Source organism: Ralstonia sp. TCR112, from assembly GCF_007997035.1.
Lineage (GTDB): Bacteria > Pseudomonadota > Gammaproteobacteria > Burkholderiales > Burkholderiaceae > Ralstonia > Ralstonia edaphi.
Genome location: NZ_VOSS01000028.1, coordinates 68,515 through 90,847, shown reverse-complemented (window position 1 = coordinate 90,847; position 22,333 = coordinate 68,515). Strand labels below are relative to the sequence as shown.

At 65.0% G+C, this 22,333-nt stretch carries 23 protein-coding genes; 19 read left to right on the top strand and 4 right to left on the bottom strand.

Annotation, left to right across the window (positions count from 1 at the left end; all coding sequences use genetic code 11):
* Nucleotides 1-20: 20 nt before the first annotated feature.
* Nucleotides 21-509, bottom strand: coding sequence for an HrpB1 family type III secretion system apparatus protein (locus tag FUT88_RS09970; RefSeq protein WP_147214833.1), 489 nt, complete (start codon nucleotides 507-509; stop codon nucleotides 21-23).
* Between the two features lie 322 nt (nucleotides 510-831).
* On the opposite strand from FUT88_RS09970, the gene sctU reads away from it, so the two are divergent.
* The 17 genes from sctU to FUT88_RS09895 all read left to right on the top strand — a co-directional run bounded on the left by sctU (nucleotide 832) and on the right by FUT88_RS09895 (nucleotide 15,458).
* Nucleotides 832-1,923 carry a type III secretion system export apparatus subunit SctU gene (gene sctU, locus FUT88_RS09965; RefSeq protein ID WP_147214832.1) on the top strand — a complete coding sequence of 364 codons (1,092 nt, stop codon included), beginning with the start codon at nucleotides 832-834 and terminating at the stop codon, nucleotides 1,921-1,923.
* A 10-nt stretch (nucleotides 1,924-1,933) separates the two neighbouring features.
* Nucleotides 1,934-3,946, top strand: coding sequence for an FHIPEP family type III secretion protein (locus FUT88_RS09960; RefSeq protein ID WP_147214831.1), 2,013 nt, complete (start codon nucleotides 1,934-1,936; stop codon nucleotides 3,944-3,946).
* Nucleotides 3,947-3,952: 6 nt separating this feature from the next.
* Nucleotides 3,953-4,549 (top strand): type III secretion system protein SctP, encoded by a 597-nt coding sequence (gene sctP / locus FUT88_RS09955; RefSeq protein WP_147214830.1) that lies wholly within the window; start codon nucleotides 3,953-3,955, stop codon nucleotides 4,547-4,549.
* 40 nt (nucleotides 4,550-4,589) lie between these two features.
* Nucleotides 4,590-5,441 (top strand): YscQ/HrcQ family type III secretion apparatus protein, encoded by an 852-nt coding sequence (locus FUT88_RS09950; RefSeq protein ID WP_261797093.1) that lies wholly within the window; start codon nucleotides 4,590-4,592, stop codon nucleotides 5,439-5,441.
* Nucleotides 5,414-5,632: a FliM/FliN family flagellar motor switch protein gene (locus FUT88_RS26625; protein ID WP_261797092.1), complete on the top strand. Its 219-nt coding sequence runs from the start codon at nucleotides 5,414-5,416 to the stop codon at nucleotides 5,630-5,632. Before FUT88_RS09950 ends, FUT88_RS26625 begins: the two co-directional genes overlap by 28 nt.
* Nucleotides 5,619-6,269: a type III secretion system export apparatus subunit SctR gene (sctR, locus tag FUT88_RS09945; protein WP_045205537.1), complete on the top strand. Its 651-nt coding sequence runs from the start codon at nucleotides 5,619-5,621 to the stop codon at nucleotides 6,267-6,269. The genes FUT88_RS26625 and sctR overlap by 14 nt, the downstream gene beginning before the upstream one ends.
* 10 nt (nucleotides 6,270-6,279) lie before the next feature.
* The gene (sctS, locus tag FUT88_RS09940; protein WP_024978147.1) at nucleotides 6,280-6,540 is read left to right on the top strand and encodes a type III secretion system export apparatus subunit SctS; all 261 of its coding nucleotides are present in this window, start codon (nucleotides 6,280-6,282) and stop codon (nucleotides 6,538-6,540) included.
* Between the two features lie 9 nt (nucleotides 6,541-6,549).
* Complete coding sequence (locus FUT88_RS09935) at nucleotides 6,550-7,485, top strand: type III secretion protein HrpV (protein ID WP_147214829.1); 936 nt, start codon at nucleotides 6,550-6,552, stop codon at nucleotides 7,483-7,485.
* Entirely contained in the window at nucleotides 7,482-8,456 is a 975-nt protein-coding gene (locus tag FUT88_RS09930; protein WP_147214828.1) for a type III secretion protein HrpW, read from the top strand. The genes FUT88_RS09935 and FUT88_RS09930 overlap by 4 nt, the downstream gene beginning before the upstream one ends.
* A gap of 45 nt (nucleotides 8,457-8,501) precedes the next feature.
* Nucleotides 8,502-8,747, top strand: coding sequence for a type III secretion protein HrpX (locus tag FUT88_RS09925; protein ID WP_147214827.1), 246 nt, complete (start codon nucleotides 8,502-8,504; stop codon nucleotides 8,745-8,747).
* A 209-nt stretch (nucleotides 8,748-8,956) separates the two neighbouring features.
* Nucleotides 8,957-9,157 carry a serine kinase/phosphatase gene (locus FUT88_RS09920; RefSeq protein ID WP_147214826.1) on the top strand — a complete coding sequence of 67 codons (201 nt, stop codon included), beginning with the start codon at nucleotides 8,957-8,959 and terminating at the stop codon, nucleotides 9,155-9,157.
* A 166-nt stretch (nucleotides 9,158-9,323) separates the two neighbouring features.
* Entirely contained in the window at nucleotides 9,324-9,566 is a 243-nt protein-coding gene (locus tag FUT88_RS09915) for a hypothetical protein (protein ID WP_147214825.1), read from the top strand.
* 3 nt (nucleotides 9,567-9,569) lie between these two features.
* Nucleotides 9,570-10,025, top strand: a complete 456-nt coding sequence (locus tag FUT88_RS09910) for a molecular chaperone Tir (protein WP_147214824.1) — start codon at nucleotides 9,570-9,572, stop codon at nucleotides 10,023-10,025.
* Between the two features lie 173 nt (nucleotides 10,026-10,198).
* Nucleotides 10,199-10,597, top strand: coding sequence for a hypothetical protein (locus tag FUT88_RS09905; protein WP_147214823.1), 399 nt, complete (start codon nucleotides 10,199-10,201; stop codon nucleotides 10,595-10,597).
* A 133-nt stretch (nucleotides 10,598-10,730) separates the two neighbouring features.
* A complete protein-coding gene (locus tag FUT88_RS09900) occupies nucleotides 10,731-13,616 on the top strand; it encodes a hypothetical protein (RefSeq protein ID WP_147214822.1) in 2,886 nt (961 codons plus the stop codon).
* Nucleotides 13,595-14,446 carry a hypothetical protein gene (locus tag FUT88_RS26130; RefSeq protein WP_186829273.1) on the top strand — a complete coding sequence of 284 codons (852 nt, stop codon included), beginning with the start codon at nucleotides 13,595-13,597 and terminating at the stop codon, nucleotides 14,444-14,446. Before FUT88_RS09900 ends, FUT88_RS26130 begins: the two co-directional genes overlap by 22 nt.
* Before the next feature lie 274 nt (nucleotides 14,447-14,720).
* Nucleotides 14,721-15,458 carry a response regulator transcription factor gene (locus FUT88_RS09895; protein WP_147214821.1) on the top strand — a complete coding sequence of 246 codons (738 nt, stop codon included), beginning with the start codon at nucleotides 14,721-14,723 and terminating at the stop codon, nucleotides 15,456-15,458.
* Between the two features lie 162 nt (nucleotides 15,459-15,620).
* Here the strand turns inward: FUT88_RS09895 and FUT88_RS26125 are convergent, their stop codons facing one another.
* From FUT88_RS26125 to FUT88_RS09880, 3 genes are all read right to left on the bottom strand, one after another.
* Nucleotides 15,621-16,148 carry a response regulator transcription factor gene (locus tag FUT88_RS26125; protein WP_186829272.1) on the bottom strand — a complete coding sequence of 176 codons (528 nt, stop codon included), beginning with the start codon at nucleotides 16,146-16,148 and terminating at the stop codon, nucleotides 15,621-15,623.
* A 147-nt stretch (nucleotides 16,149-16,295) separates the two neighbouring features.
* Complete coding sequence (locus FUT88_RS09885) at nucleotides 16,296-17,246, bottom strand: DUF4880 domain-containing protein (protein WP_147214820.1); 951 nt, start codon at nucleotides 17,244-17,246, stop codon at nucleotides 16,296-16,298.
* A complete protein-coding gene (locus tag FUT88_RS09880) occupies nucleotides 17,243-17,752 on the bottom strand; it encodes a sigma-70 family RNA polymerase sigma factor (protein ID WP_147214819.1) in 510 nt (169 codons plus the stop codon). Before FUT88_RS09880 ends, FUT88_RS09885 begins: the two co-directional genes overlap by 4 nt.
* 243 nt (nucleotides 17,753-17,995) lie before the next feature.
* On the opposite strand from FUT88_RS09880, the gene FUT88_RS09875 reads away from it, so the two are divergent.
* Both FUT88_RS09875 and FUT88_RS09870 read left to right on the top strand, forming a co-directional pair.
* Complete coding sequence (locus FUT88_RS09875) at nucleotides 17,996-18,367, top strand: hypothetical protein (RefSeq protein ID WP_147214818.1); 372 nt, start codon at nucleotides 17,996-17,998, stop codon at nucleotides 18,365-18,367.
* A gap of 235 nt (nucleotides 18,368-18,602) precedes the next feature.
* The gene (locus FUT88_RS09870) at nucleotides 18,603-22,289 is read left to right on the top strand and encodes a type III effector protein (protein WP_261797091.1); all 3,687 of its coding nucleotides are present in this window, start codon (nucleotides 18,603-18,605) and stop codon (nucleotides 22,287-22,289) included.
* The last annotated feature ends 44 nt before the right edge of the window (nucleotides 22,290-22,333 follow it).

Below are 22,333 nucleotides of genomic sequence, written 5' to 3'. Positions count from 1 at the left end.
ATGGGCTCCCGGGAGGATGGTTAGGCGCGGGTGAAGTAGTGCGCGCTGTGGTAAGCGCTCAGGTCCACGCTTTCGGCGGCCGGCGCGGCAGCGGCGGTGGTGCCGAACGTGCCGGCATCCATGTCTTCCTGCACACCGATCAGCGTGCGCACCAGCGCGACGGAATCGGCGTCTTCATTGCGGGCGAGCACCTGGTTGGCATAGACGTGCCACTCCTGGTCGCCCAGGGCGTTGAGGCACAGGGCCATCATGGCCGAGGCAAACGGCACCACGCTCTCGGCACGCTCACCGCTGTGCAGCTCACGCAGGATGCGCGCGGCATCGGCGTATTGATGGCGGCCCACCAGCAGCCAGCCTTCCACCAGATCGAGCTCACGAAAATTCGGGCGCAGCGTGCGCAATGCGGTCAGCAACGATTGCGCGTTGTCGAACTGCCCGCTGCGCGTTGCGTACATCAAGACTTCGAGCAGCCCGCCCAGCAGGCGGTTGCTACATTGAATCGGTTCCATATCGCGGGGTTCTCCGTGTCGGGTCATGTCGATGCCGGCATGGGTGCACCGGCCGACCTCGGGTGAAACCATAGACGCACGCATGCCGCGCGCCGGCCACCCACCCCGAAAAAGAGCGCCCCGCCCCGAAGTCCGTCGGCGCTGTGCGCGAGTCCGCACAACGCAAAAGCGACCGCTTTCGCTTCGCTGTCACCCCAGCTTCGGAACCGTGCATCCGCCTTCGCCCAAAGGGCACGCGCATGGCGCCCGCCTCAGCACAATGCCTCGCATCGCTGCGGCTGCGTAGGCCGCGGCCCCTTCCGTCGACACCCAGGGCCCCACCATGTCGGACGAAAAAACCGAAGAGCCCACAGACAAGAAACTCCGAGACGCGCACAGAGACGGCGAAACCGCCAAGAGTGCCGACCTGATCGCCGCCGTCGTGCTGCTGGCGGGCTGCCTGCTGCTCGCGATGACGGCATCGCTGCTGGGCGACCGCTGGCGCGCGCTGGTCGACCTTGCGCTTGATGTGAACAACAGCCGGCATCCGGCCATGACGCTCAAGCAGACACTCGGCCACGTCGCGCTTCAGCTGGCGCTGATGACGCTGCCGCTGAGCCTCGTGTTTGCGCTCGTCGCCTGGATTGCCACGTGGGGCCAGACGGGCATCGTGCTCTCAACCAAACCGCTCGAACTGAAGATGAGCGCCATCAACCCCGCATCGGGCCTGAAGCGGATGTTCTCCATGCGCTCGATGATCGATCTGCTCAAGATGGTGGTGAAAGCGATTGCCGTCGGAGCCGCGCTCTGGAAGCTGGTCCTGATGCTTCTGCCGACCATTGTGGGCACGCCGTATCAGCCGATCATGGACATCGCGCAGATCGGCATGTCGATGCTCGTGAAGCTGCTGGGCGCGGGCGGCCTGCTCTTCCTCGTGCTCGGCGCGGTGGACTTTGGCATCCAGCGCTGGCTCTTCATCCGCGACCACCGCATGAGCAAGGATGAAGTGAAGCGCGAGCACAAGAACAGCGAGGGCGATCCGCACATCAAGGGCCAGCGCAAGCAGCTCGCGCGCCAGATGGTGGATGAAGCCAAGCCCAAACAGACAGTGGCCGGCGCGCAGGCCGTGATCGTCAACCCCACGCACTACGCCGTGGCGATCCGCTACGCACCCGAAGCGTGCGGCCTGCCGTGCATCACCGCCAAGGGCGTCGACGAAGAAGCTCTCAGGTTGCGCGAAGAAGCCCAGGCGCTGGGCATTCCGATCATCGGCAATCCGCCGCTGGCACGCGCGCTGTACCTCGTAAAGCTGAACGACCCCGTGCCCGAAGCGCTGTTTGAAACCGTGGCCGAAGTGCTGGCCTGGGTGGGCGAGATCGGCGCGAAAGACCCTGGCGCCAAACACATGGGCGCAAGCCCTTCCATCCTGAACTGAGGCATCCGATATGGCCAAGAAGACCGCCTTCTCTGAATTCAGCGGCGAAATCGGCATCGCTGCGCTGGTGGTTGCCGTCATTGCGTTGATGGTGCTGCCGCTGCCCACCGTCCTGATCGATTCACTACTGGGGCTGAACATCACGCTATCGGTCGTACTGCTGATGGTGACGATGTACATCCCGGCGGCAACGTCGCTGTCGGCGTTTCCGTCGCTGCTGCTGTTCACCACGCTGCTGCGGCTCTCGCTGAACATCGCATCGACCAAATCCATCCTGCTGCACGCAGACGCCGGCCACATCATCGAGAGCTTCGGCAAACTCGTGGTGGGCGGCAACCTGGTGGTCGGTCTGGTGGTGTTCCTGATCATCACTACCGTGCAGTTCATCGTGATTGCCAAGGGCTCCGAACGGGTGGCCGAGGTCGGCGCGCGCTTTACGCTCGATGCCATGCCCGGCAAGCAGATGAGCATTGACGCCGACTTGCGCGCCGGCCATCTAAGTGCTGACGAAGCCCGCAAGCGCCGTGCGCTGCTAGCCATGGAAAGCCAGCTGCACGGCGGCATGGACGGCGCCATGAAGTTCGTCAAGGGCGACGCGATTGCCGGCTTGGTCATCACGCTGGTCAACATCCTGGCCGGCATCGTGATCGGCATCACGTATCACGGCATGACGGCCGGTGAAGCCGCCAACCGCTTTGCCGTGCTGTCGATCGGCGACGCCATGGTGTCGCAGATCCCTTCGCTGCTGATCTCGGTGGCGGCCGGCGTGATGATCACGCGTGTGTCTGACGACGACCACGGCGCCAAGCCAAGTTCATTAGGCAAGGAGATCGTGCGGCAGCTTTCCACCAGCGCACGCGCCATGTTCACCGCCAGCGCCTTGCTGGCCGGCTTTGCGCTGGTACCGGGGTTTCCTTCGTTCCTGTTCATCGCGCTGGCGGGCGCAGTCTTTGCCTTTGGCTACACGCTGCGCAAGCGCCTGAACACGGGCAGCACGACCGACAGCGACACCCTGCCCGCGCTGCTGCGCGAAGGGTCCAAGGACAAGGCGCCGACCATCGCCGACAAGGCCCCGTCGTTCACGGCGCCTCTGGGGGTGCGGCTCGGCACGCGGCTGGCAGAGGGACTCGACATTCCCAAGCTCGACGCCGCGTTCCAAAGCGGGCGGCACGCCTTGGCCGAAGAACTGGGCCTGCCCTTCCCGGGCATTGCCGTGTGGAAGAGCGCCGCACAGCCCGAAGACGCGTACGAAGTGCTGGTGCACGACATCCCCGGCGAACCGGTGGCGGTGTCCGAGGGCAAGGTATCGATATCGGATCTGCCGGAGCCCTTGCGCGCGCAACTCGACGCCGCGCCCGATGCTCCGCCCCACGCCGAGCAGGTGATAGCCGACCATGTCGTGCATGTGCTGCGCAAGCACGCGCACCTGTTCATCGGCCTGCAGGAAACGCAATGGATCATGGAGCGTGTGACCACCGAGTACCCGGGTCTGGTCACGGAAGCGCAGAAGGCTGTGCCCGCACAGCGCATGGCCGACGTGCTGCGCCGCCTGCTGGAAGAGCAGGTGCCCATTCGCAACATGCGCGCCATCCTGGAAAGCCTCGTCATCTGGGGGCCGAAAGAAAAAGACACGCTGATGCTGGTGGAGTACGTGCGTGGCGATCTGGGCCGGCAGATCGCGCACCAGGCCACGTGCGGCTCGCGCAAGATGCCCGCCATTCTGCTGGACCCGACGGTGGAGCAGACGGTGCGTCAGGCGATCAAGCCCACGCCCGCAGGCAACTTCCTGACGCTGGATCCGCAGCAGGTCGACACCATCGTCACGCGGCTCGAACACATGAGCCGCAGCGCGCCGCAATCGGGGGCGACGCCGGTGGGGGCACTTGCCATCGTCACGTCCATGGACATCCGACGCTATGTCCGCCGCATGATCGAGCCGCGCTTGCAGGCGCTGAACGTGTATTCGTTCCAGGAATTGGGCGCGTACGTTGATCTGCAGCCCGTGGGCAAGCTCACGCTGTAAGCCGCCATGACCATACCCGTACGCCTGTGGCGAGCGCCGCCCATCGTCCATCCCGTCACGCCGGTCAGGCGCCCTGCAGCACAACGCACTGCGGAGGCGCGGTCCGGCATGCACACCGAGCCTGGTGCGGGTGAAAGCAGCGCCTGGATACCGCTCGATACATACAGCGACGCCGTATGCGAAGCCGCACCCGAACACGAACCGCCCACACACGACCACGCAGACGCGCAGCCCGATGATGCGGCCCCCGAGGCCGCGCCGCTGCACACCTCGGCCATGGCCAGCCGACTTGTGCGCACGTGCTCGGAGATCAGCGTGGGGAGCACCGTGACGGAGCATCTCGCGCAGCTGCTGTCCAGGTTCTGCGGCTCGCGCGTCGTGAAGGCCAACAGCGAATGCTGGGAGGTCACGCTCGACCTCGACCCGCGCGTGCTGCCCGATACCCGCCTCACCCTGCGCCTTTCGCCCCACACGCTATGGCTTCGCTTCCTGGCGGCACACCCGCGGGCGCGCGACTTACTCTCCGAACACGGCGATGCACTGCGCCAACGCATTCACGTTTTGCTGGAGCAGCGCATCGATGTCGAACTCGAAGTGTGGTGACCGCTGCCACACGCCACCCGCCACCTCTCGCCGACTCGCCATGAACACCGGGCTCACGCCATCCCCGCTCGATGCGCATCTGCGTGCGTTCACGCCGGCCCAGGCCGCGTTGACACGGCTGACCGGCACACCCTTCCCGGATGACGATGGCCGCCACTGGCAACTGCACGCCGTAGAACGCCCGACGCCCATGCAGGCGCCCATGCGGCTGGGCGTCGGTTCATCGCTGTGCGCGGTCGACGTTGTTGTTGACGGGGCCAACCACCCGGCGCTCTACGCCATCGCGCAGGACCCCGATGCGCAACGCCGCACGGCGCTTGCCGGTCTTTGGCTGACACCGATGCTCGATGCGCTGTCTGCTGCGGGCTTGAAAGACGCCGCGCTGACGGGGATCGCGCCCGAGCGCCACAGTGCGCTACGTAACGATGATCCGGAACTGCCGATGCGGCTCGATGGGCCGCACGGTGAAACGCCATGCCGCATCACCACGCTCGGTTGGCACACCACACCGCCTGCGCCACCCATGGCCGATCGCAGCGCTGTGCTCGCACAACTTGGCGTCATTGGCCTGCCGGTGGGCGTCCGCATTGCAAGCCGGCGCTGCGCAACGCGCACGCTCTCTTCGCTCGCGGCCGGCGACGTTCTGCTCGGCTGGGGCCCGCACGCCTATCGCCCCGACACCGATGCAGGCGCCGTACACCTGACCTGCGGCGACAGCCGGCGCACCCACTTCACTGCCCATGCTCACTACAAGGAAGGCACCGTGACGATTCTCGATGTTCCTACGCTCGCAGACGACGACACGATCGCCGCAGGCGACACCCCATCCGACAGCACTGACGGCATTGCAGTGGAAGCGCTGGAGTGCCCGTCCACCTCGAAATCGCCGTGATGAGCCTGCCGCTGGCCGAAGTGGCTGCGCTGGCGCCAAGCCACGTCCTGCAGTTGCCCGTCCTGCTGCGCGATGCGACCGTGCGCCTGGTGTGCCACGGCCAGACGCTGGGGCATGGCCAGCTCGTGGCGGTGGGCGAGCATCTGGGTCTGCAGATCTCCGCCATGAGTGCGCGCCATGCAGAACATTGAATTCGCCTCGCTCATCATTGCGGCAGTTGCCATTGCGCTGCTGCCGTTTGCCGCCATGGTGGTCACGTCGTACACGAAGATCGTCGTCGTGCTGGGCCTGCTGCGCAATGCGCTGGGTGTGCAGCAGGTACCGCCCAGCATGGTGCTCAACGGCATTGCGATGATCGTGTCGTGCTTCGTGATGGCGCCGGTCGGCATGGAGGCCATGCAGCGTGCCCACATGCAACTCAATGATTCCAGCGCGAACGTGAGCCAGGTCATGCCGCTGCTCGACGCCGCGCGCGAACCGTTCCGGCAGTTCCTCGACAAGCACACCAATGCACGCGAGAAAGCGTTCTTCATGCGCTCGGCGCAACAACTGTGGCCGCCGGCCAAAGCCGCTCAGCTCAAGGAAGACGACCTCATCATCCTCGCGCCCGCCTTCACCCTGACGGAACTGACCGCGGCGTTCCGCATCGGCTTCCTGCTGTATCTCGTCTTCATCGTGATCGACCTGGTGATCGCCAACCTGCTGATGGCGTTGGGGCTGTCGCAGGTGACGCCAAGCAACGTCGCCATTCCGTTCAAGCTGCTGCTCTTCGTGGTGATGGACGGCTGGTCCGTGCTGATTCACGGCCTGGTCAACACGTATCGATGAAGGGGCCGTCATGGACTACGACAACATCACGCGCCTGACCAGCACGGCGCTCATGCTGTGCCTGCTGGTGTCCTTGCCCGCGGTGGCGGTGTCCGCCATTGCCGGGCTACTGATCTCGTTCGTGCAGGCCGTCACGTCGCTGCAGGACAGCAGCATCTCGCATGGGCTCAAGCTCATCATCGTGTCCGTGGTGATCGTGGTCGCGGCGCCCTGGGGAGCAGCATCGATCCTGCAGTTCGGCAACACGATCCTGCAATCGCTCTTCCAGTAGGAGGGAGCCGTGACACGTATCTCCGCTTCGACGCCCAACGTTCTCCCGTTGCCCGATCCGGTGCAGGCACCGCCACAGAACGCGGCCGCGCCGCACCATCGCAAGCATCATCGGCATGGCGCGCACGAACACCACCATTGGGCCGACCAACTGGCCGAAGAAAAGCTGCACCACCACAAGCACGTTGCGCAGGTTGCAAAACGCGTGCGACGACCGCGCACGGGCAAGCGCAGCGGCGCGGGCTCGCCTGAAGAGCCCATCACCGACAGCACGTTCGAAGAACTGCTCCTCATGCTGGAAGAGCATGCGCGCAAGGTCGAGCCCATGGTGATCGGCCTGTCGTCCCGGCAAGGCCAAAGCGAAGGTGACGACGAACAGGCACGAGACCATCGCAGCGCCCAAGGCCGCCGCGCCCTGCTGCTGCAGTACTTGCAGGAACAAGCAGCGGAGACCTCGGCCGCCGCGCCGAAGAAAACCGCGGCAGCCGAGGCCGGCGCGCCGCCAGCCGACACGCTGCTGTCGGAGGTGGCGTCGTCCAGCTACCAGCGCCTTGAACAGGAACTGCTTGCCGTGCGGCACGCCATGCACACGGGCCACCCGATGCCGCTGCGCATGGCGTTCGACATCCTGCGCAGCTATTTGAAGCAGGCGTCCATCGAAGGCACGCCCGGCACGCTGGCCGCCGTGAAAGACCGGCTGCTGGCCACCACCGCGGCACCGCACGCAGCTGCCCACGCACTGACCGACCGCGAAAAGACATTCAACCTGCTGTTTCCCCTCTTGCTGCTGAGTCCATCGCGGCCGCGCATTGGCCGCGAGCGCGGCGAGAGCATCGCACGCAGCAGCGCCGTCGCACGCCGCTGGACGACCGAACTGTGGTCTTACCGCGCGGGGCTCGGTCTGGCCCTGCCCCCGCTTTCTGATCCTTCACCGCAATCACCATGAACAAGCACATCCGCGTGTTGGCAGGCGCGCATGCCGGCGCCTGCCTCGACCTCACTCCGGGCCGCTGGACGGTCGGCCCCGACCCACAAGCCAGCATCCGCATCTCCGACTGGGTGGGCGATCCGCTCGCGCTGCTTGTCGACGCAGAACACGGCGTTCTGATCGAATCCGACGACGGCGGCACCGCCTGGGACGACCTGGCCCCTCGCCGCTTCGGCGAGATCATTCTCTGCGTGGGCCCCACCGGTGAAGCATGGCCGTCCGATCTTGCCCTCCTTGAGCGCGTGCTGTTGCCCGCTGCCCAAGAGACCGGCACGCACAGCGTCGCCGCTGCGCAAGCCCCTGCTTCCGATACACCCGCGCACGCCCGGCCCCGCGCACGCAAAGGCTGGATGGGCGTGACGGCAGTGGCGCTGCTGACGCCGTGCGCACTGCTCCTGGCCTCCACACGCGAAACATCCTCTGCCGCCCATTCGTCCGCAGCGACCCCGATTCCGCTAATCGAGCGTGTGCGCGCAAGCCTGGCGCTGCACCGTATCGACGGGTTGCAGATCGAGCAGCACGACAACGAGATCATCGTCCACGGCATCGTCACATCGCCGGCCGAAGAGCTGGCCACGCTGCGCGACCTGCGAGCCGTGTCGGCGTCCGTCCATACCGATCTTTCCATCGCGCAGGAGGTGATTGAGAACCTGCGCGAATCGCTGCAGGAGCCGGGGCTCAGCATTAGTTACCTGGGCAGCAACCGGTTCTCCATCACGGGCCCCGCCGTGCACCCCGAACGCGTGCGCGCAACGGCGGACCACGTCCGCAGTGACCTGGGCGGCAACATCAAGGACATCGTCTTGGACATCACGCAGGCCCGCGTGCGCAACACCAAAGCCGATGCCACGTCGGCACTTTCCGTCGATGAACTGAGCTACATCGAAAGCTCTGACGGCACCAAGGATTTTCTCGCTGCGCAGCGTTAACGCTGCTTGGCCGTTCTTGCCAATTCCCCTCTTCTGGAGACCCACATGTTTGACCATTTCACGCTCGACATCATCGAAACGTTTGACGGCATTCAGGCTTTTGCCAAGCAGGAAGGCCCGAAGGATTTCGGCCCACTGAACAAGGCCGTCGACGCGCTCAAGCGCACCGCCATGGACATGGAACAGCGCGCCATTCGCGCGGTGGACGTCAACCAGCGCGAGCAGCTTCGTGTGCTGTCCCATGGCTTTTCCAGCGCGGCACAGGTGTGCTCCGGGTTGATCCCGGCATAACGCGCACAGCGCGCCTACGGGCTTCGCGAGACGACATCACATTTCGCTTCCCCGCCGGCCCGGAGCGCAGAAATCCACGATGATGACTTCACGGCGAACACAACAGCAGCACGTTTCGCTGAACCGAATCAGCGACATCCCACACCGGGGTGTTGTTGAAAAACCCGGCTCTCACCCGAGACCACTCATCCACTGCAAAGGAGTTTTCCATGACGATCCAAACCAAAGCCGCTGCCCTCGGTGACACCGCTAGCCGCCTGTCGTTCAATGCCCAGCAAGAAGCCATCACCAAGGAAGGCGAGGCAGACATGCTGAACGCAGCCCGTCTGCAAAACGAACTGAACCGCACCAACATGTTCGCCAAGCTGATGGAAGCGGGCCCGAAGGCCGCCAAGGACCTGATCTCGTAATGATCGGTTCCGGACGGCACATTCGGTGCCGCCAACGTTCGGGAACGGGGCCGCGCCGTTCCCGAGCGGTTTTTTGAATGGTTCCCCGCGCGCTTCTGCTGTTCTCCCCCGGCCCATCGCGCCGCAGCCCGATTCACCGAATCCGACCCGCTACCGCGATCCCGACATGACACCGATCCACCGCAACGTCTCCGCCACGCCGGCAATCCCTGCACCGGGCGATTCCGCGTCGCACCTTGCTCACGGCCTGCCGGCCGCGCACGGTTCCGGCACCCTGCAAGCGGTGGTCTCCGCCGGCACACAGGACATGCTGAACACCGCTCATCTGGAAGATGAACTGAACCGCACGCAGGCATTCGCCAAGTTGATGGAAGCGGGCCCGAAAGCTGCCAAAGACTTGCTGGCGTAGAACATGAGCATCGAACGGCGCGACGCCCTTATCCGCGACATGTGCGTGCATCTGCAGATTCCGGATGCCGACGCCATCATCGCCGCCGGCAGGCTCACTGTCGAAGGGTTCGAAGTCATCATCGACGCCGTCGAGGAAGACCTCGATGCCTTCTACCTGAACTTCGACTACGGCATCGTCACCGGCGGCCGCACGTTGCGCGTGTTCCGCCTCATGTTGGAAGCCAACGTCACCATCTATGCGCAGGACCATGCCCAGCTCGGGCTCGATGGCGATACGGGCGGCATCATCCTGATCGTGCGCGTCGCCTACGACCCCGACATCGACGGCGAGCAACTGGCCGAGCTGCTGGGCCACTACGCCGAGCACGGCCGCTACTGGCGCGACAACATCCTGCAGACGACCGACGACATGTTCGAGAACCTGGCGAACGGCACCTACGTCTGGATTCGCGCGTAATGGCATGCATGGGGTGCACGGCAGTGCCGCCACGGGCGCGCCTTCGCAGCGCGTGATGATTTCGTGAACGTGTATGCCGGCTGTCATATAAGGCCGTACGCTCGCGGCATCACATGCGAAGGTGCTCGTTGAAGCTGACGCGTCGGCTCCTGCGGCATCGCCAACCCACGTTCATGTCCGCCTCACGCACGCCGTATCTGCCGACCCTAGACATCCCGCTTCTACGCGCCGATGAGTTCTTCCCGTTCGCCGCGCACCCCATCCTCATCGGCGCATATCAGCTCTGGTTCACCTGTGATGCCGAGGCCGATCCCGAATCGGTCACCGTTTGCATCGACCTCGGCAAGCCGCTCGAGATCAACATTGACGAAGCCCTGCACATGATCCTGGGGCTCTGCCTCGGCCTACCCGCTTCGTCGCGCGGCATGGTCGCGCAGCAGCGGCACACCGGTACGCTGGTCTATCGCTTTCCTTACATGCTCGACGACGACCCGACGGGCGCCCTGCTGGTGGATGCAATGACCGGGCTGGCGGCGTCTGCCAACTCGGTCTCCAAGTGGTCGGTGCACTGACGGATCGTGCGTGTGACGTTGCCATGCAGCTTCGCCATCGTCACACCGGATTCGCATTGCACGCGTGATTGTCATTCGGCCGCATCAAAGTGGTATGCCGATTGACCACGCCAGTGCCTGAACACTTCAAGCCATGCCCCCTTCACGCCTGTTGCCCGTCAACGTGCCGACATCGCCGTCGGAGTACGAGACGCTCCACGATTTCGCCGCACGCACGCCATCGCCCTCGCCCCAAGGCGGCAATGCGCCGCAGCCGCGAAAGAAAGGCGGCTGGCTGGGCAACCTGAAATCGCGCGTACGGGAAAAGCTGCCCAAGAGCGACGAGACAGAACTGGCCACGCTGCTGAGCGACAGCAAGCGCTCCGGCACATCGTTCGATACGGTGGGCAACTACAGGGAGCCCACGCGCGGCACGTTGACGGTCACGCCCGAGGCAACGCCGCAGGCCGCCGAAGGCACGCCGCACCCGGCTACACCGCAGGTGCAGGAACATCAGGAGACGCGCCGCGCTGCACGTTCGCAGCGCAAGACGTCGACCATGATGCAGCGCGCCGAACAGGGTGCGCAGCGCCTGCGCCAGCACGGAAAACCGCCGACGCCTCAAGCGCCGGCATCCACGGCACCGCTGACCGTGCCGGCCACGGCCGAAGCGTTTCGTCAGAGCATTGGGCAGTTGTTCCATACGGCGGGCAGCGCGAGCGAACGTGATTTGCTGGCCGATCGGCTCGGTGTCCTGGCGGCCCCTGCGCAGGGCACGTCGTCCGCAGCCGGCAACTACATCGGGCCAATGCTCGCGGCACGCGCACTGGCAGCCACCAGCGGCGGCAATGCAGCCGATGCGCTGCGGGTGCTGCTGCATGTCACGCAGGCGGTGCATTTTGATGCTGCCGCCTTTGCCGCTCCTGCGCCGGCGCCCAGCAACGAGGGCTCAACGCATTCGACAGGCAGCGCCTCGTTGGGCATGGGGCGCCTGTTTGACGAGACAGCATCGGCAACGTCGTCGCAGCGCTCCAGTGCATCCGATCTGGGCCTGTCGCATTTGTTTCGCGAGGGCGAAACGTCGCCACATGGTGCGCAAGACGGCGCCAGCCGGAGCGTTGATCAGCACAGTCCGGATGCGCTCTCCCGGCAATCCAGCTTGTCGGTCCAGTATGGTTCAGACGGTTCCTCCCGCAGCCTGACCGTGCCGCCAATGCCACAGGGCATGAGCGATGCCGGTGTGGCAAGCGCGGCTTGGCGCACGGCGCAGTTGCTCTCGCGCAGCCACCACGGCTTTGAAGCGCTGACCAGCCTGATGCAAGCGCCGCCCACGCCGGAGCAGGCGCACACCGCGCGCGCCTTCCTGCAGGCAGCCGACCATGTGCATACGGCTGGCACCTCGGCGGCCGATCCCACCGCGCTGTTGCACGCGCATCCGCCGGGCAGCGGCACGCAGGCCGCGTCACTCGCCATCAACGTCATGCACGCCGCTGCGCTCAAGCTGCGGGGCGAGCCCGTCGGTGCGCAACAAGCGGGCGTTCTCTTTGCCTGGCACCAGGGCTTTCGTGAAGACGGTCCGGGCTCGGATCTGGCCAACACCAAGGCACGCCTTGCCAAGTTTGTCGGGCGCACCATTCCGCGCGTGGAAAAGCAAACCGCGGGCAGTCATTTCTGGCAGATGATCGGCAAGAAGAAGTCGCCGCTGTCATCGGCCGCGCTTGGCATGCACGGCGCACAGCGGCCAGGGCTCGTCAAGGAAATGGATGCCTATACGGCGGCGCTGCGGACGATGATCGACACGCTTGCGCAGGCCGGGAATGCGCCATCGCTGCTGCACGCCATCGCCCACCCAGGCGATCTTTGGCGAAGCGCCATCCTCGCGCATTGGGCCGGGCTGGCGGCCTCCAACGCGCCGTTGAGCGACTACACGCTCACGGCAGAGAAGCTGCGCGCGCTGCAACCCGAAGTCGGGGCAGCTGTCAGCCGCATGCAGCGTGAGCATGCCGAGCCGACTGCCGTCGCCCGCACGCCGGGCAGCTCGCCGGCCCACCAGGAATTCGCGCAACTCGTGGCCTTGACCGGACTGACCGACGATGCCGACAGCCGGGCCTGGGCGCAAAGCCGGTTGGATACGCTGACGCTGCCGCAGGTCAGCGCCGCGCAGGCCCACGTGACCAAGCTCATCGATCATGCCGGCCTGACGGGCGAGCCGCCGGAATACCTGGTGGGGCTGCAGCCCTCGGCCACGCTGTTGCGCTACTGGGGCACCCACGCAGGCGAAGCGGCCGAATCGCCCGCCTTCCGTGGCGCGCTCGAGCGTGCCGACAAGCTGGAGCATCCGGCAGACCTCAAGATGCCAGCGCCTACCGTAGAAGACGCCCGCAAGACCATCGAGACGCTGCTCACGTCCATGGAGTCGGGCAACAAGGTACGCCTGTCCAACGGCGGCTGGATCGGCGGCAGCACGGCCGGCGTATCGACCGGCTTGTCGCACGTCGGCAAGGCGCTGCCGGTGCCCGTGTCGGTCCAACTGGACGCCAATTACGGCAGGGGCCGGCAGGCCGTGGTGGAAATCGGGCGCAGTGCGCACGGCCGCGACGTGTTCGTGGGCACCGATCGCACGATGCGTGCTTCAGTGGGCGTGGGGGCCTCCGTGGGCTACGACCTCAAGACGTGGGGCAAGCGCCTGCGCGCCAACCTGCTCGCCGTCAAGGTCACACCCTTCGATGTGGAGACGGGTGAGCCGCGCGGCGTGGTCATCCGCGCCACACGGCCCACGCAACGCCCCGTAGAGGGCCACGACGACTGGGAAGCCATCAAGTACGACGACAAGGCCGCGGCGGAGGCCATCGTCAAGGCCATGAACTGCTGTTCGAGCAGGCAACCGCAGCGCCTGGCCACCGGCCCGATCCCGACACGTTGTGGAACACGCTTGCGCAGCATTGCGGCGGAAGCAGCGGGAGCGGCGGCATTTCCGTCGGCTGGGTCGACCAGACCAAGAAGCGCTGGCGCGCCTCGATGGACGCGAGCGTTGGCATGAATGTGCGCGTGAGTGGCCCGCATACGCCGGTGCGAATCGGCCCGTCGGCACGGCTGCGCGGCGAAAAGACACTCAGCAACACGGCCACCCTGCACGAGAAGACCGGCACGATGCGTGTCGAGCAATTCAGCGTGGCCACGGGGCACAAGGTGACGGCGCGGGGTGGCTTGGCCTTTTCGGTGGGCCGCACCTTCTACACGGCCGCGCCCGACGACAACGCATCGGCCAAGGCCGGCGAAAGCGGCAAGTTCACACAGTCGTTTACCGGGGGCATGCCGCTGGGCTTCAACTGGAAACTCTCCGAAGGCGGCCACACGACCAAGGTGAAGATGGCTTACCAGAACGGCAAGATCGCCGATCGCGTCAGCTACTTCGACACCGAATACCGCAGCGTGCGCGAATACCTTGCCGTCGTGCGCAGCGACCGCGATGCGTGGATCAACATGCTGGCGCACAAGCCCGGCGGCACGCCGGAAAAGGCCGCGCGCGAGTTCGAGGCCTACTGCGAGACAGTCGAAAAGCATGCCCGCCCCAACCAGCGCTATCTGCATCGGCATCGGCTTCGGCCGTCCGCCGCTCGCGAGATCGAAGGTCACCTCGCCCTGGCCGACCTGCACCGGAGCATCGATCCAAATTCCGCCGACGCGCACGCTTCAGAAGCCCTGGCGCAGGCGCTTCTGGAAGCGCCAACGTCCCGCTTGCCGGAAAAGCTCGCCATCGTGGAGCAGGTATCCACCAGCCGCAGCCGCGGCCTGACCAGTGCACTGCAGCTGCGTGCCAGCAAGGAAGCTGAAGGCACGCGTGAACTCGCCGCCATCAAGTTCGGCTGAAGATCGTTTCATCAGGTTGTCACATAAGCCGTCAAATTAATGTTCTCGGCGGTTTTTTAATTTGCATATGCGCATAATCGTTCACTCAGAATGCGGCATTTGCATACTCAACGCACAATTGCAGAGTCAACAAAAAAAACTCAATCAGATCTAAGCGCGATTTCACTCTTTATAGGGATGTGTGAGCAAATTGTGAACGTTATGCTTTGCCCCAGTTTGAAGCGCCATCTGCAAGATTCGAATCGGTAGTGCAGTGGCTTGAAAGGGGAGCGCCATGAAGTTCGCCGTATTGACCTCGAACCCATCCAGCTTTGCCTACGTGGCGAGCTGTCTATCCACCCAGGAAGCGGAGTGCGTCCGCTTTGACGACGCCCTGTCGCTGCTTCGCGCGCGCCGCACGGAAACGTTTGATCTGTTGATGATCGACGCGCAGCACTTCCGCACTGCGGGGCAGCTCGTGCTGTCGTGGCGCGAGTGCAATGCCGACATGTGCTGGCCCACCCTGGTGTTCGGGCAGTTTGTCGACCGGGGGGACATGGCCGCGGCGTTTGATGCCGGCGTGGACGACGTATTGACCGGTCACTTCAGCGCCGAAGAGCTGCAGGCCCGCGTGCAACGGGCGCTGCGCCGCGCGGAGCCCGTGCGCCAGAATGCCGGTATCAACGTCGTGGTGGGGCCATATCGCCTTTGCCGCCTGACCCGTACCGCCACCGTCAACAGCGTCCCCATTCGCATGACTGCGCGGGAGTTCGCGACGGCATGGCTGCTGTTCTCTTCGCCGGGTTCGTTCCTCTCACGCCAGCAGATCGCATCGGCCGTCTGGGGCGCGGACGCCAGCATCGTCGAGCGCTCGATCGAGCAGCACATCTACAAGCTGCGCAAGAAACTGCAGTTCGGCCCCGAAACCGGCGTGGAACTCAAGACCGTCTATGCACGCGGCTATCAGCTGGCCGTGCAGGCTGCCAGCAACGAGCCGGCAGGCCCCCTCGCGCACACCATCCTGGCCGCGTGAGCGGTCTTTTGCGCAAACGATTGCGCGCCGTAGGGCCGACCGCGCCTACGGCGAATCTTTTTAGCGTTCGTTAATGAAAATCTTCAAGGCGGACAATTTCAGTACCGGCTTAAAAAACTCAGTGCCGGTTTAATAAACATTGCCTTGTTAATGATTACCGCGTTAATGATTTTCGCGGGCGCGGCTTTCACCGGCACATTGCTGGTATAACGCTGCCAATTCTGTCCGATTACGCGCTTGCAAACGCATCAGGATTTGGCGCACGTGCGACTTCACGGTTTCTACGCCGATATGCAGCGCCTGCGCTATTTCCACGTTGGACTTGCCGGAGGCTGCCTCACGCAGGATGTCGCACTGGCGTGGCGTCAGCACCGAGAACATAGCCTCCTTGCCCGCCGACCGGCCAGCCCCCTTCCGCCTCGATTCCAACATCCGCCCGAGCATGGCGTGCGCCTGCTCCAGCGTGACGGGCTGGGCCGGCGGGTCTTCACCGGCGGCCTCGGCCAGCTCGGTCAGATCGACCAGGATCCCACCGTTTGGGGCACGCGAGACCTGCCGCACCGAGATCGTCAGAGGCGCCACCGCGTGCGCCCGCCAGGCGGCGGCCGCAGGAAAGGGGGAGAAATACCGGCTTTCAGCCGTGCTGTCGGCTGCGTGTAGTAGCACGTCGTTCTGGACCCGGGCGTTCATGTCGTCCTTCGCTCTTGTGGAAGCTGTTGCATCTGGATGCAGGGGCGCGCACGGATGGTGACCGCGGCAGCCTCTTACTCTCTCTGTGCAACGAGCGAGAAAAACCGGAACCCCGATCGCAACAATTTTTTCGCGGCGCACGCGCGCTCAGCGCGGGCCGATGCGCACCCACACGCCGCCAAGCTCCTTCACCTGGATGGGCAGCGTTTCGGCCAGCATCTGCAGGGCGCGGCATCCGCCGAGCGGGAACCGCCCCGTCACGCGCAGGCCGGCCACTTCGCGGTTCAATTCAATCAGGCCACGGTGGTAGGGTCGCAATGCGTCGATCACATCGGCCAGCGGCTGGTGTTCGACCTCGACCATGCCGCGCGTCCAGGCGGCTACGTTGCGCGCCATCAGCGCCAGTTTTTCGATGCCGCCGTCGGCCAGACGCCGAACCTCGCCTGCACGCGCCGTGGAAACGGCCCCCGCCGGCGTCGACAGTGCTGCGGTGCCTTCAAGCACGGCGACCTTCATCGCACCTTCAGGCTCCAGCGTTGCGCAGACCATGCCGCCCGTGCATTCCACCGTGCCCGCGCCAGACCACAACCGCAACTGGCCCGACGGCGACCCGGCAACGGCCAGGACGCTGCCGCTGCGCAGACGCACGTCGTAGCCGCGCACAACCGCGGAGGCGTCGACCGCGCTGCGTGCGTTCAGACGCAATTGATAACCGCCAGCGAGGGTGAAATCGCGGCGCTCGGAGGTTGCCGTACGCATATCGGCAGCCAGGTCGGACAGCGGGATCTCCCGGTCAACGAGAGCGGCAACGCCCAAACCCAGCCCGCTGAAGATCAGTGCGCGGCGCACATGCCGCATCGGCGCAGACGGCGCATCGAGCAACCGCCGCGCGGCGCGCCGGTGCGAGTCTGCAACGGGCGGCAGCGCCATCGAACCCAACGCGCCCTGCAAGCGTTGCACGGCGGCAGCATGTGCGGGGTCGGCTTCCTGCCACGCGGCAAAGCGCTGGCGCTCCGTCTCCGAAGCCGTGCCCGAGCGCAGTACGACAAGCCACTGGATCGCCTGCTCCGCGATCCGGTCATCCAGCGCGTGCTTCACGATGCTTCGGCCAGGTAGCACAGGCGCATGGCCTGCGTCATGTATTTCTGCACCATGCGAACGGATACCTGCAGGCGCTCGGCGATCTCAGGGTATGTGAGGCCATCGAGCTGGCTATAGAGAAAGGCGCGGCGCGCCTTGGGCGCCAGCCCATCGAGTACGCGGTCGATGGAGGTGAGGGTCTCGAGGATCAACGCACGCTCTTCCGGCGATGGCAACGTCGCCTGCGGTTGCGTGGCGGCCCACGCCATGTAGGCCTCTTCGAGATCGCGACGGCGCCAGGTGTCGTAGAGCAGGCGTTGCGCAATCGTTGTCAGCAAGGCGCGCGGCTCGCGGGTGTCTTGCCACCCTGGCCTTTGCAGCAATTGCGCAAATGCCTCCGCCGCAATGTCTTCGGCGCCAAAGCGACAGCCCGTCTTGCAGCCCATACGACGGGCGAGCCATGCATAGTGCTGTCGGAACCAGTCAGAGGCCAGTTCGGTAACTGGCTGGCAGGTTTGCGTCACGGTACCCTCCGCGAAAATCTGTGCTGGGCGTTCCCCGGTAAACAGCCCGATCCGGTGTGGGCAAAGGCCCCACCCAGATGTCGAGATTTTACCCACCGCTGATATTTCAGGTGGGCATTTTTTCGCCCTATATCGCACTTTTTCGGTACCCCAGCCACATCCAGGAGCCCCTGCTGGCATCGTCTGGCGGTGCAACCCGGTTGCTGCAATGCGTTGCAGCGACGCCCGCCACGGCGCCCGCCCATGCCCTCCGAAGAATTGCCCCACCGCCCTTTCGACAACGATGCATTGCCCGCGCATGCCCTGCGCATCGGCACCCGCAACGTCTGGCTGGCTTATGACAGCTACGCCGATCCCGACATGCTGACGGCCTATGTCGAACTTGGGCCCCGCGACACGCTGGACGTCGCGTTGACGCTCAATCTGCTGCTCGGTCTCTGCCTGGAAGTGGAGGGCGCCTCACGCGGCAGCGTCGTGCGACACCCGCAAACCGGCCAGATGATCTATCGCTTCCGGTATGCGTTGGACGACGACCCCGAAGCGACGGATTTGCTCGATGCCATCGCCGCACTCACGGCGGAACTGGACGACGGCGCCGCGCCCACGCGGTATTGAGGCGCCGGAGTCACTCGTTTCGGATGCCGACGCAGCACTTCGGTGCCCGCAACGTCCGCCGGCCGGGGCTGGCTAGGCTTGCAAGGTTCAATTGTGCTTGGGCGGAACCGCGTTGCCCCGGCATGCAACCTCGGAGCCCTCGCCCATCATGAAGATATTTTCCCGCCACTCCAGAGCGACGCCTCCGGCACAGACGTCGTCCAGCACATCGACATCGCAATCCTCGCAGCCCTCGATGCCAAGCGTGCGCAAGACCTCGCAGTTGCCCAGCGGCCTGCGCGATCTTGCCGACATGGTGACGGCCAGCCGCCAAAAGAAAAGCGCTGCATCGCTTTCCAATGAGCAGCTCAAGGTTGAGCTGTCGAACAGCACCTTGAGTGGGCGTGGTACGCGCGCTGTGCACCGGGAAGCCAAGAAGCGTATTCGCGAGGGCAAACTGCAGTGGCCGCCCCAGCAGCCGGAGCAGCCCGAGCAGCCGCCGTTGTCTCCCTCGTTCAGCGGGCGGGCGCAAGGCCGTCACGCGCCGCCGGATTCGCCGGTGTTCGACGTCGATACCGGCGCGCTGAACAAACCGCAGTTACGCCAGATGGCACTGGCGCTCAAGGATGCACTGCCTAGGGTGCCGGTGGCGCTCATGCACTCGCATCCGAACAGCGACGGGCTGCTCGCCAAGCTCCAGCATCAGTTGAGCACCATCCAGACGATTGCCGCGGACGACACGCGCAAGGCGCCCCATGAAGTCGGCATGGCCGTGCGTGATGCATTTGCGTCGGCCGCCAAGACCGCGCGCCAGCTTGCCAAATCGTTGGGCAACCATGATCCGGCCGACGCCTACAGAGGCATCGCCGCGCTGCTCACCGAACTCAAGCGAACACACCTGAGCGGCAGCGCGCACGAGGTCATGAGCCACTACGCCGAGAAGGAGACGGCCAACCTCGAAGCCAAGGCTCCCGGCATCAGCACGGCAAAGCCGGGCTCCAACGTGAGCACCGGCACGTCGGGCGGCGTGGCAGTGTCGGCCTTCCCCACCAACCGCTACGCCGGCGCGCACGTGTCGGTGGAAGCGGGTGGCGGCAAGGGCCGCATCTACTTTGCCGACGACGACGGCGACGTGGATTACTGGCCCTCGGCACAAGCCTTTGCCAAGGTCGCGCTGGGCGGCAAGCTGGGCGAGTGGGCCGCCAAGCTCACGGGCCGGCTTGACCTGTCCGGCGGCAACGTCTTCCTCGAACACGATGATTTGCGCCAACTCGTCAAGCTCGTTGCCAACCACGATGCCAACCATGCCTGGGTCAAGTCCGCCGGGCCGCATGCGCGCCAGGCGATGCAGCAGTTGGAATCGTTGGCCAACCTCGTGTCTCACGCGCTGGGCCGCAACTACACGGAAGCTGCCGGCAAGCCCTACTTTCTGAACGACGCCAAGATTGCCAAGGGCTTCAACACCTTGAAGATGACGCTGCTGGCCGGCGCCATCGACCAGAAACTGGGCGGCGAGCACTTCAGCACGCTGATGAAGGCCGCGTATCCGCCGATCACCGACGTCGTGACGGACCGCATGGGCAGCGGACAGCCACTGCCCGCACCACCGAGACGCGACGTGCCCAATTCGGTGGCCTATGGCGACCGCATCCTGGCCTATCGCCAGGTGACGGGCAGCCTGGATGCCAACGTCGGCAACGAGACCCACGGGGGCACCAACCTGGAAGCCGGCGGCAGCTTTGATGTGAATCTGCGCGGGAACGTCGCGCAGTACTTCACGGAAAGCGCAGCCGCACCGCACACGCTGCTGGACCCCGGCTATCACAAGGATTACCAGTCCACGTTCAAGCTGCATCAGCAGCTCGATGCGGCCTGTGCCGAACCGCCGCCCGCGCAGCTCCATCTGTACAACGAGACACGCAAGGCACTGACGCAGGAACTGCATGCGGGCCCCGCGCTGCCCTTCACCGAAACCGAGCGCCTGCACTACGGTGAAGAAGCCAACATCCCCGCGCAGTTCCGCAACGCCATCACGCACGCCAGCCCGGAACAGCTCAATCACGCGACGGACCAGCTGGAGCATCTCATCGGCACGTATCTGCAATTTGCCAACCAGGCCGGCGCCGTGCTCGCCAGGAATGATCGCTTCATGCCTGCCAGCGAGCGCGGTACGTTGACCCAGCATCGAGAAGCCGCCTTCGCACACATCAACCAGACCGTGTGGCAGGGCCGTTACCCGCAGAAGGATGCGCTGGCCCACCCCGAAGCGTTCGTCTCCAAGAGCCACGCTGCCATCAGCCTGGCGCTGGGCTGCGTGGGTGCGCATATCTCTGTCGTCAAGCAGCAGATGGCGCAGCGCGAGGAGCACGGTACGGCTGCAGCCGAAGCCATCTTGACGGCGGATTCGATGTACAAGACCGCGCGTGAGATGCTGGACAAGACCTACCTGCCGCTCAAGAACTACGACGTGCAGAAGAACGGCCCGCTGAAAGACAAATCGCTGTGGCAGCGCTGGGATGCAGCACTGAAGGCAACGGTTTCCGGCGGCGCGCAGAGCAGTGCGCTCAACGCTATCGTCAACCGCTTCGGTCGGTCCACCGGCAAAGTGCAGCTGGGGCCTTTCACGGGCTCCATCTCGGTCGGCAATAGCGCGGGGCAGATTTCGCTCACCGCCGAGGCACGCCTGATGAACGCCAATCATCAACCTAATCCCAGCCGTACGGGCAAGTTCCTGCAATTGACGTTCACAGCGCAGGGCGGTGCACCCATTACCGGCGCGATCCTCAACAAGGCCATCGAAGCGGCCATCGAGAAATTCGCGCCGAACATGCGGCTGCAGGACGAGAAGTTCGATCCGCATGAGTTGATCCGCCAGACGCAGGGGCTGCTGCTCAACGTGACCGACGGCACCAGCCTGGTCGTCAAGTTGCGTCAGGCGCCTGACGTACAGAATGCCCCGATGGAACTGCAATACGCGCGCGTCCTGCGCAACAAGAACAGCGGCATGAGCCTGGCGATAACGGTCCCGACACCGCACGGCACGTTCACACCGTCCGTCTCGCATACGGACAGCACGCAGAGCTACGCAGGCGAGGTGATGGGCTCCGACACGAGCTACCTGATCATGCAGCACCCGTTTCTCGCCAAGATCGTCGACGCGGAAGCGCATCGCGAAGACGCCGCGCTGCGGCAGGCGTTCGATGCGAATCCGGTACAACGCGATCGCTACCTCGCCAACCCGAACCTGATGGTCGACGTGGTGGCGAAGTACGCAGCCGCCACGCAGGAGATCAACGCCGCGGCGGCTGAGAACCGCCCCGTCCAGATCAAGAACGAGTTCGTGCGCTATCACGCTGCGACGCCGTTCGCACGTGCGGCCCAGGTGTCAACGCAGGTGGCGGCGCACGCGCCGGGCTCCACCGCCAACGGCGAAGAGCTGTTCAAGCTGGCCGAACCGCTGGCCAAGCCGATCGACGTGAGCCACCTCGACGTGAACGCGATGCGCGCGCGCCTGCAAGCCATGACCACCATCGAGGAACGCGCGGACTATCTGTGCGACTCCAACCAGGGCCGCCCGCTGCTCGACGCGTTCTCGAAGATCATCGGCAACACGCGCGCAATCAACTCGGCCGCTCTGTTCCATACCGAGGAGCGCAACATCGGCATCCAGTCGCTGGTGCGCAACCCCAAGGCGCTGCAACGCGAGAACAACCGGACGCAGGCTGCGCTCCATGGCAAACCGCAACCGGCGGGCACCATTGGCCAGCTGCGCACGCGCCTGGAGCCGGCCAAGGCATCGGTCAAGCAGGCGAAGCTGGCCGATCTGCAGCGGCTCGCTGCCATGAACCTGCCGATCAGCCAACAGGCACAGCAGGAACTGCAACGCCGCAAAGCGCTGCTCGGCAACGCATTCCCGACCGAAGAGGGCCCATCGGAGACGTAAAGCCCGCGGAAGGCACGCTCTGCAGCCAGCCCGGGATGCGCCCG

What these genes read in the sequence shown, in the direction of transcription:
- FUT88_RS09910 (WP_147214824.1), top strand. Translation starts at nt 9,570, where the DNA reads ATGAGCATCGAACGGCGCGACGCCCTTATCCGCGACATGTGCGTGCAT.
- FUT88_RS09895 (WP_147214821.1), top strand. Translation starts at nt 14,721, where the DNA reads ATGAAGTTCGCCGTATTGACCTCGAACCCATCCAGCTTTGCCTACGTG.
- FUT88_RS09920 (WP_147214826.1), top strand. Translation starts at nt 8,957, where the DNA reads ATGACGATCCAAACCAAAGCCGCTGCCCTCGGTGACACCGCTAGCCGC.
- sctR (WP_045205537.1), top strand. Translation starts at nt 5,619, where the DNA reads ATGCAGAACATTGAATTCGCCTCGCTCATCATTGCGGCAGTTGCCATT.
- FUT88_RS09915 (WP_147214825.1), top strand. Translation starts at nt 9,324, where the DNA reads ATGACACCGATCCACCGCAACGTCTCCGCCACGCCGGCAATCCCTGCA.
- FUT88_RS09930 (WP_147214828.1), top strand. Translation starts at nt 7,482, where the DNA reads ATGAACAAGCACATCCGCGTGTTGGCAGGCGCGCATGCCGGCGCCTGC.
- FUT88_RS09905 (WP_147214823.1), top strand. Translation starts at nt 10,199, where the DNA reads ATGTCCGCCTCACGCACGCCGTATCTGCCGACCCTAGACATCCCGCTT.
- sctS (WP_024978147.1), top strand. Translation starts at nt 6,280, where the DNA reads ATGGACTACGACAACATCACGCGCCTGACCAGCACGGCGCTCATGCTG.
- FUT88_RS09925 (WP_147214827.1), top strand. Translation starts at nt 8,502, where the DNA reads ATGTTTGACCATTTCACGCTCGACATCATCGAAACGTTTGACGGCATT.
- FUT88_RS09970 (WP_147214833.1), bottom strand. Translation starts at nt 509, where the DNA reads ATGGAACCGATTCAATGTAGCAACCGCCTGCTGGGCGGGCTGCTCGAA.
- FUT88_RS26130 (WP_186829273.1), top strand. Translation starts at nt 13,595, where the DNA reads ATGGACGCGAGCGTTGGCATGAATGTGCGCGTGAGTGGCCCGCATACG.
- FUT88_RS09950 (WP_261797093.1), top strand. Translation starts at nt 4,590, where the DNA reads ATGAACACCGGGCTCACGCCATCCCCGCTCGATGCGCATCTGCGTGCG.
- FUT88_RS09870 (WP_261797091.1), top strand. Translation starts at nt 18,603, where the DNA reads ATGCCAAGCGTGCGCAAGACCTCGCAGTTGCCCAGCGGCCTGCGCGAT.
- FUT88_RS26125 (WP_186829272.1), bottom strand. Translation starts at nt 16,148, where the DNA reads ATGAACGCCCGGGTCCAGAACGACGTGCTACTACACGCAGCCGACAGC.
- FUT88_RS09900 (WP_147214822.1), top strand. Translation starts at nt 10,731, where the DNA reads ATGCCCCCTTCACGCCTGTTGCCCGTCAACGTGCCGACATCGCCGTCG.
- FUT88_RS09875 (WP_147214818.1), top strand. Translation starts at nt 17,996, where the DNA reads ATGCCCTCCGAAGAATTGCCCCACCGCCCTTTCGACAACGATGCATTG.
- sctU (WP_147214832.1), top strand. Translation starts at nt 832, where the DNA reads ATGTCGGACGAAAAAACCGAAGAGCCCACAGACAAGAAACTCCGAGAC.
- sctP (WP_147214830.1), top strand. Translation starts at nt 3,953, where the DNA reads ATGACCATACCCGTACGCCTGTGGCGAGCGCCGCCCATCGTCCATCCC.
- FUT88_RS09960 (WP_147214831.1), top strand. Translation starts at nt 1,934, where the DNA reads ATGGCCAAGAAGACCGCCTTCTCTGAATTCAGCGGCGAAATCGGCATC.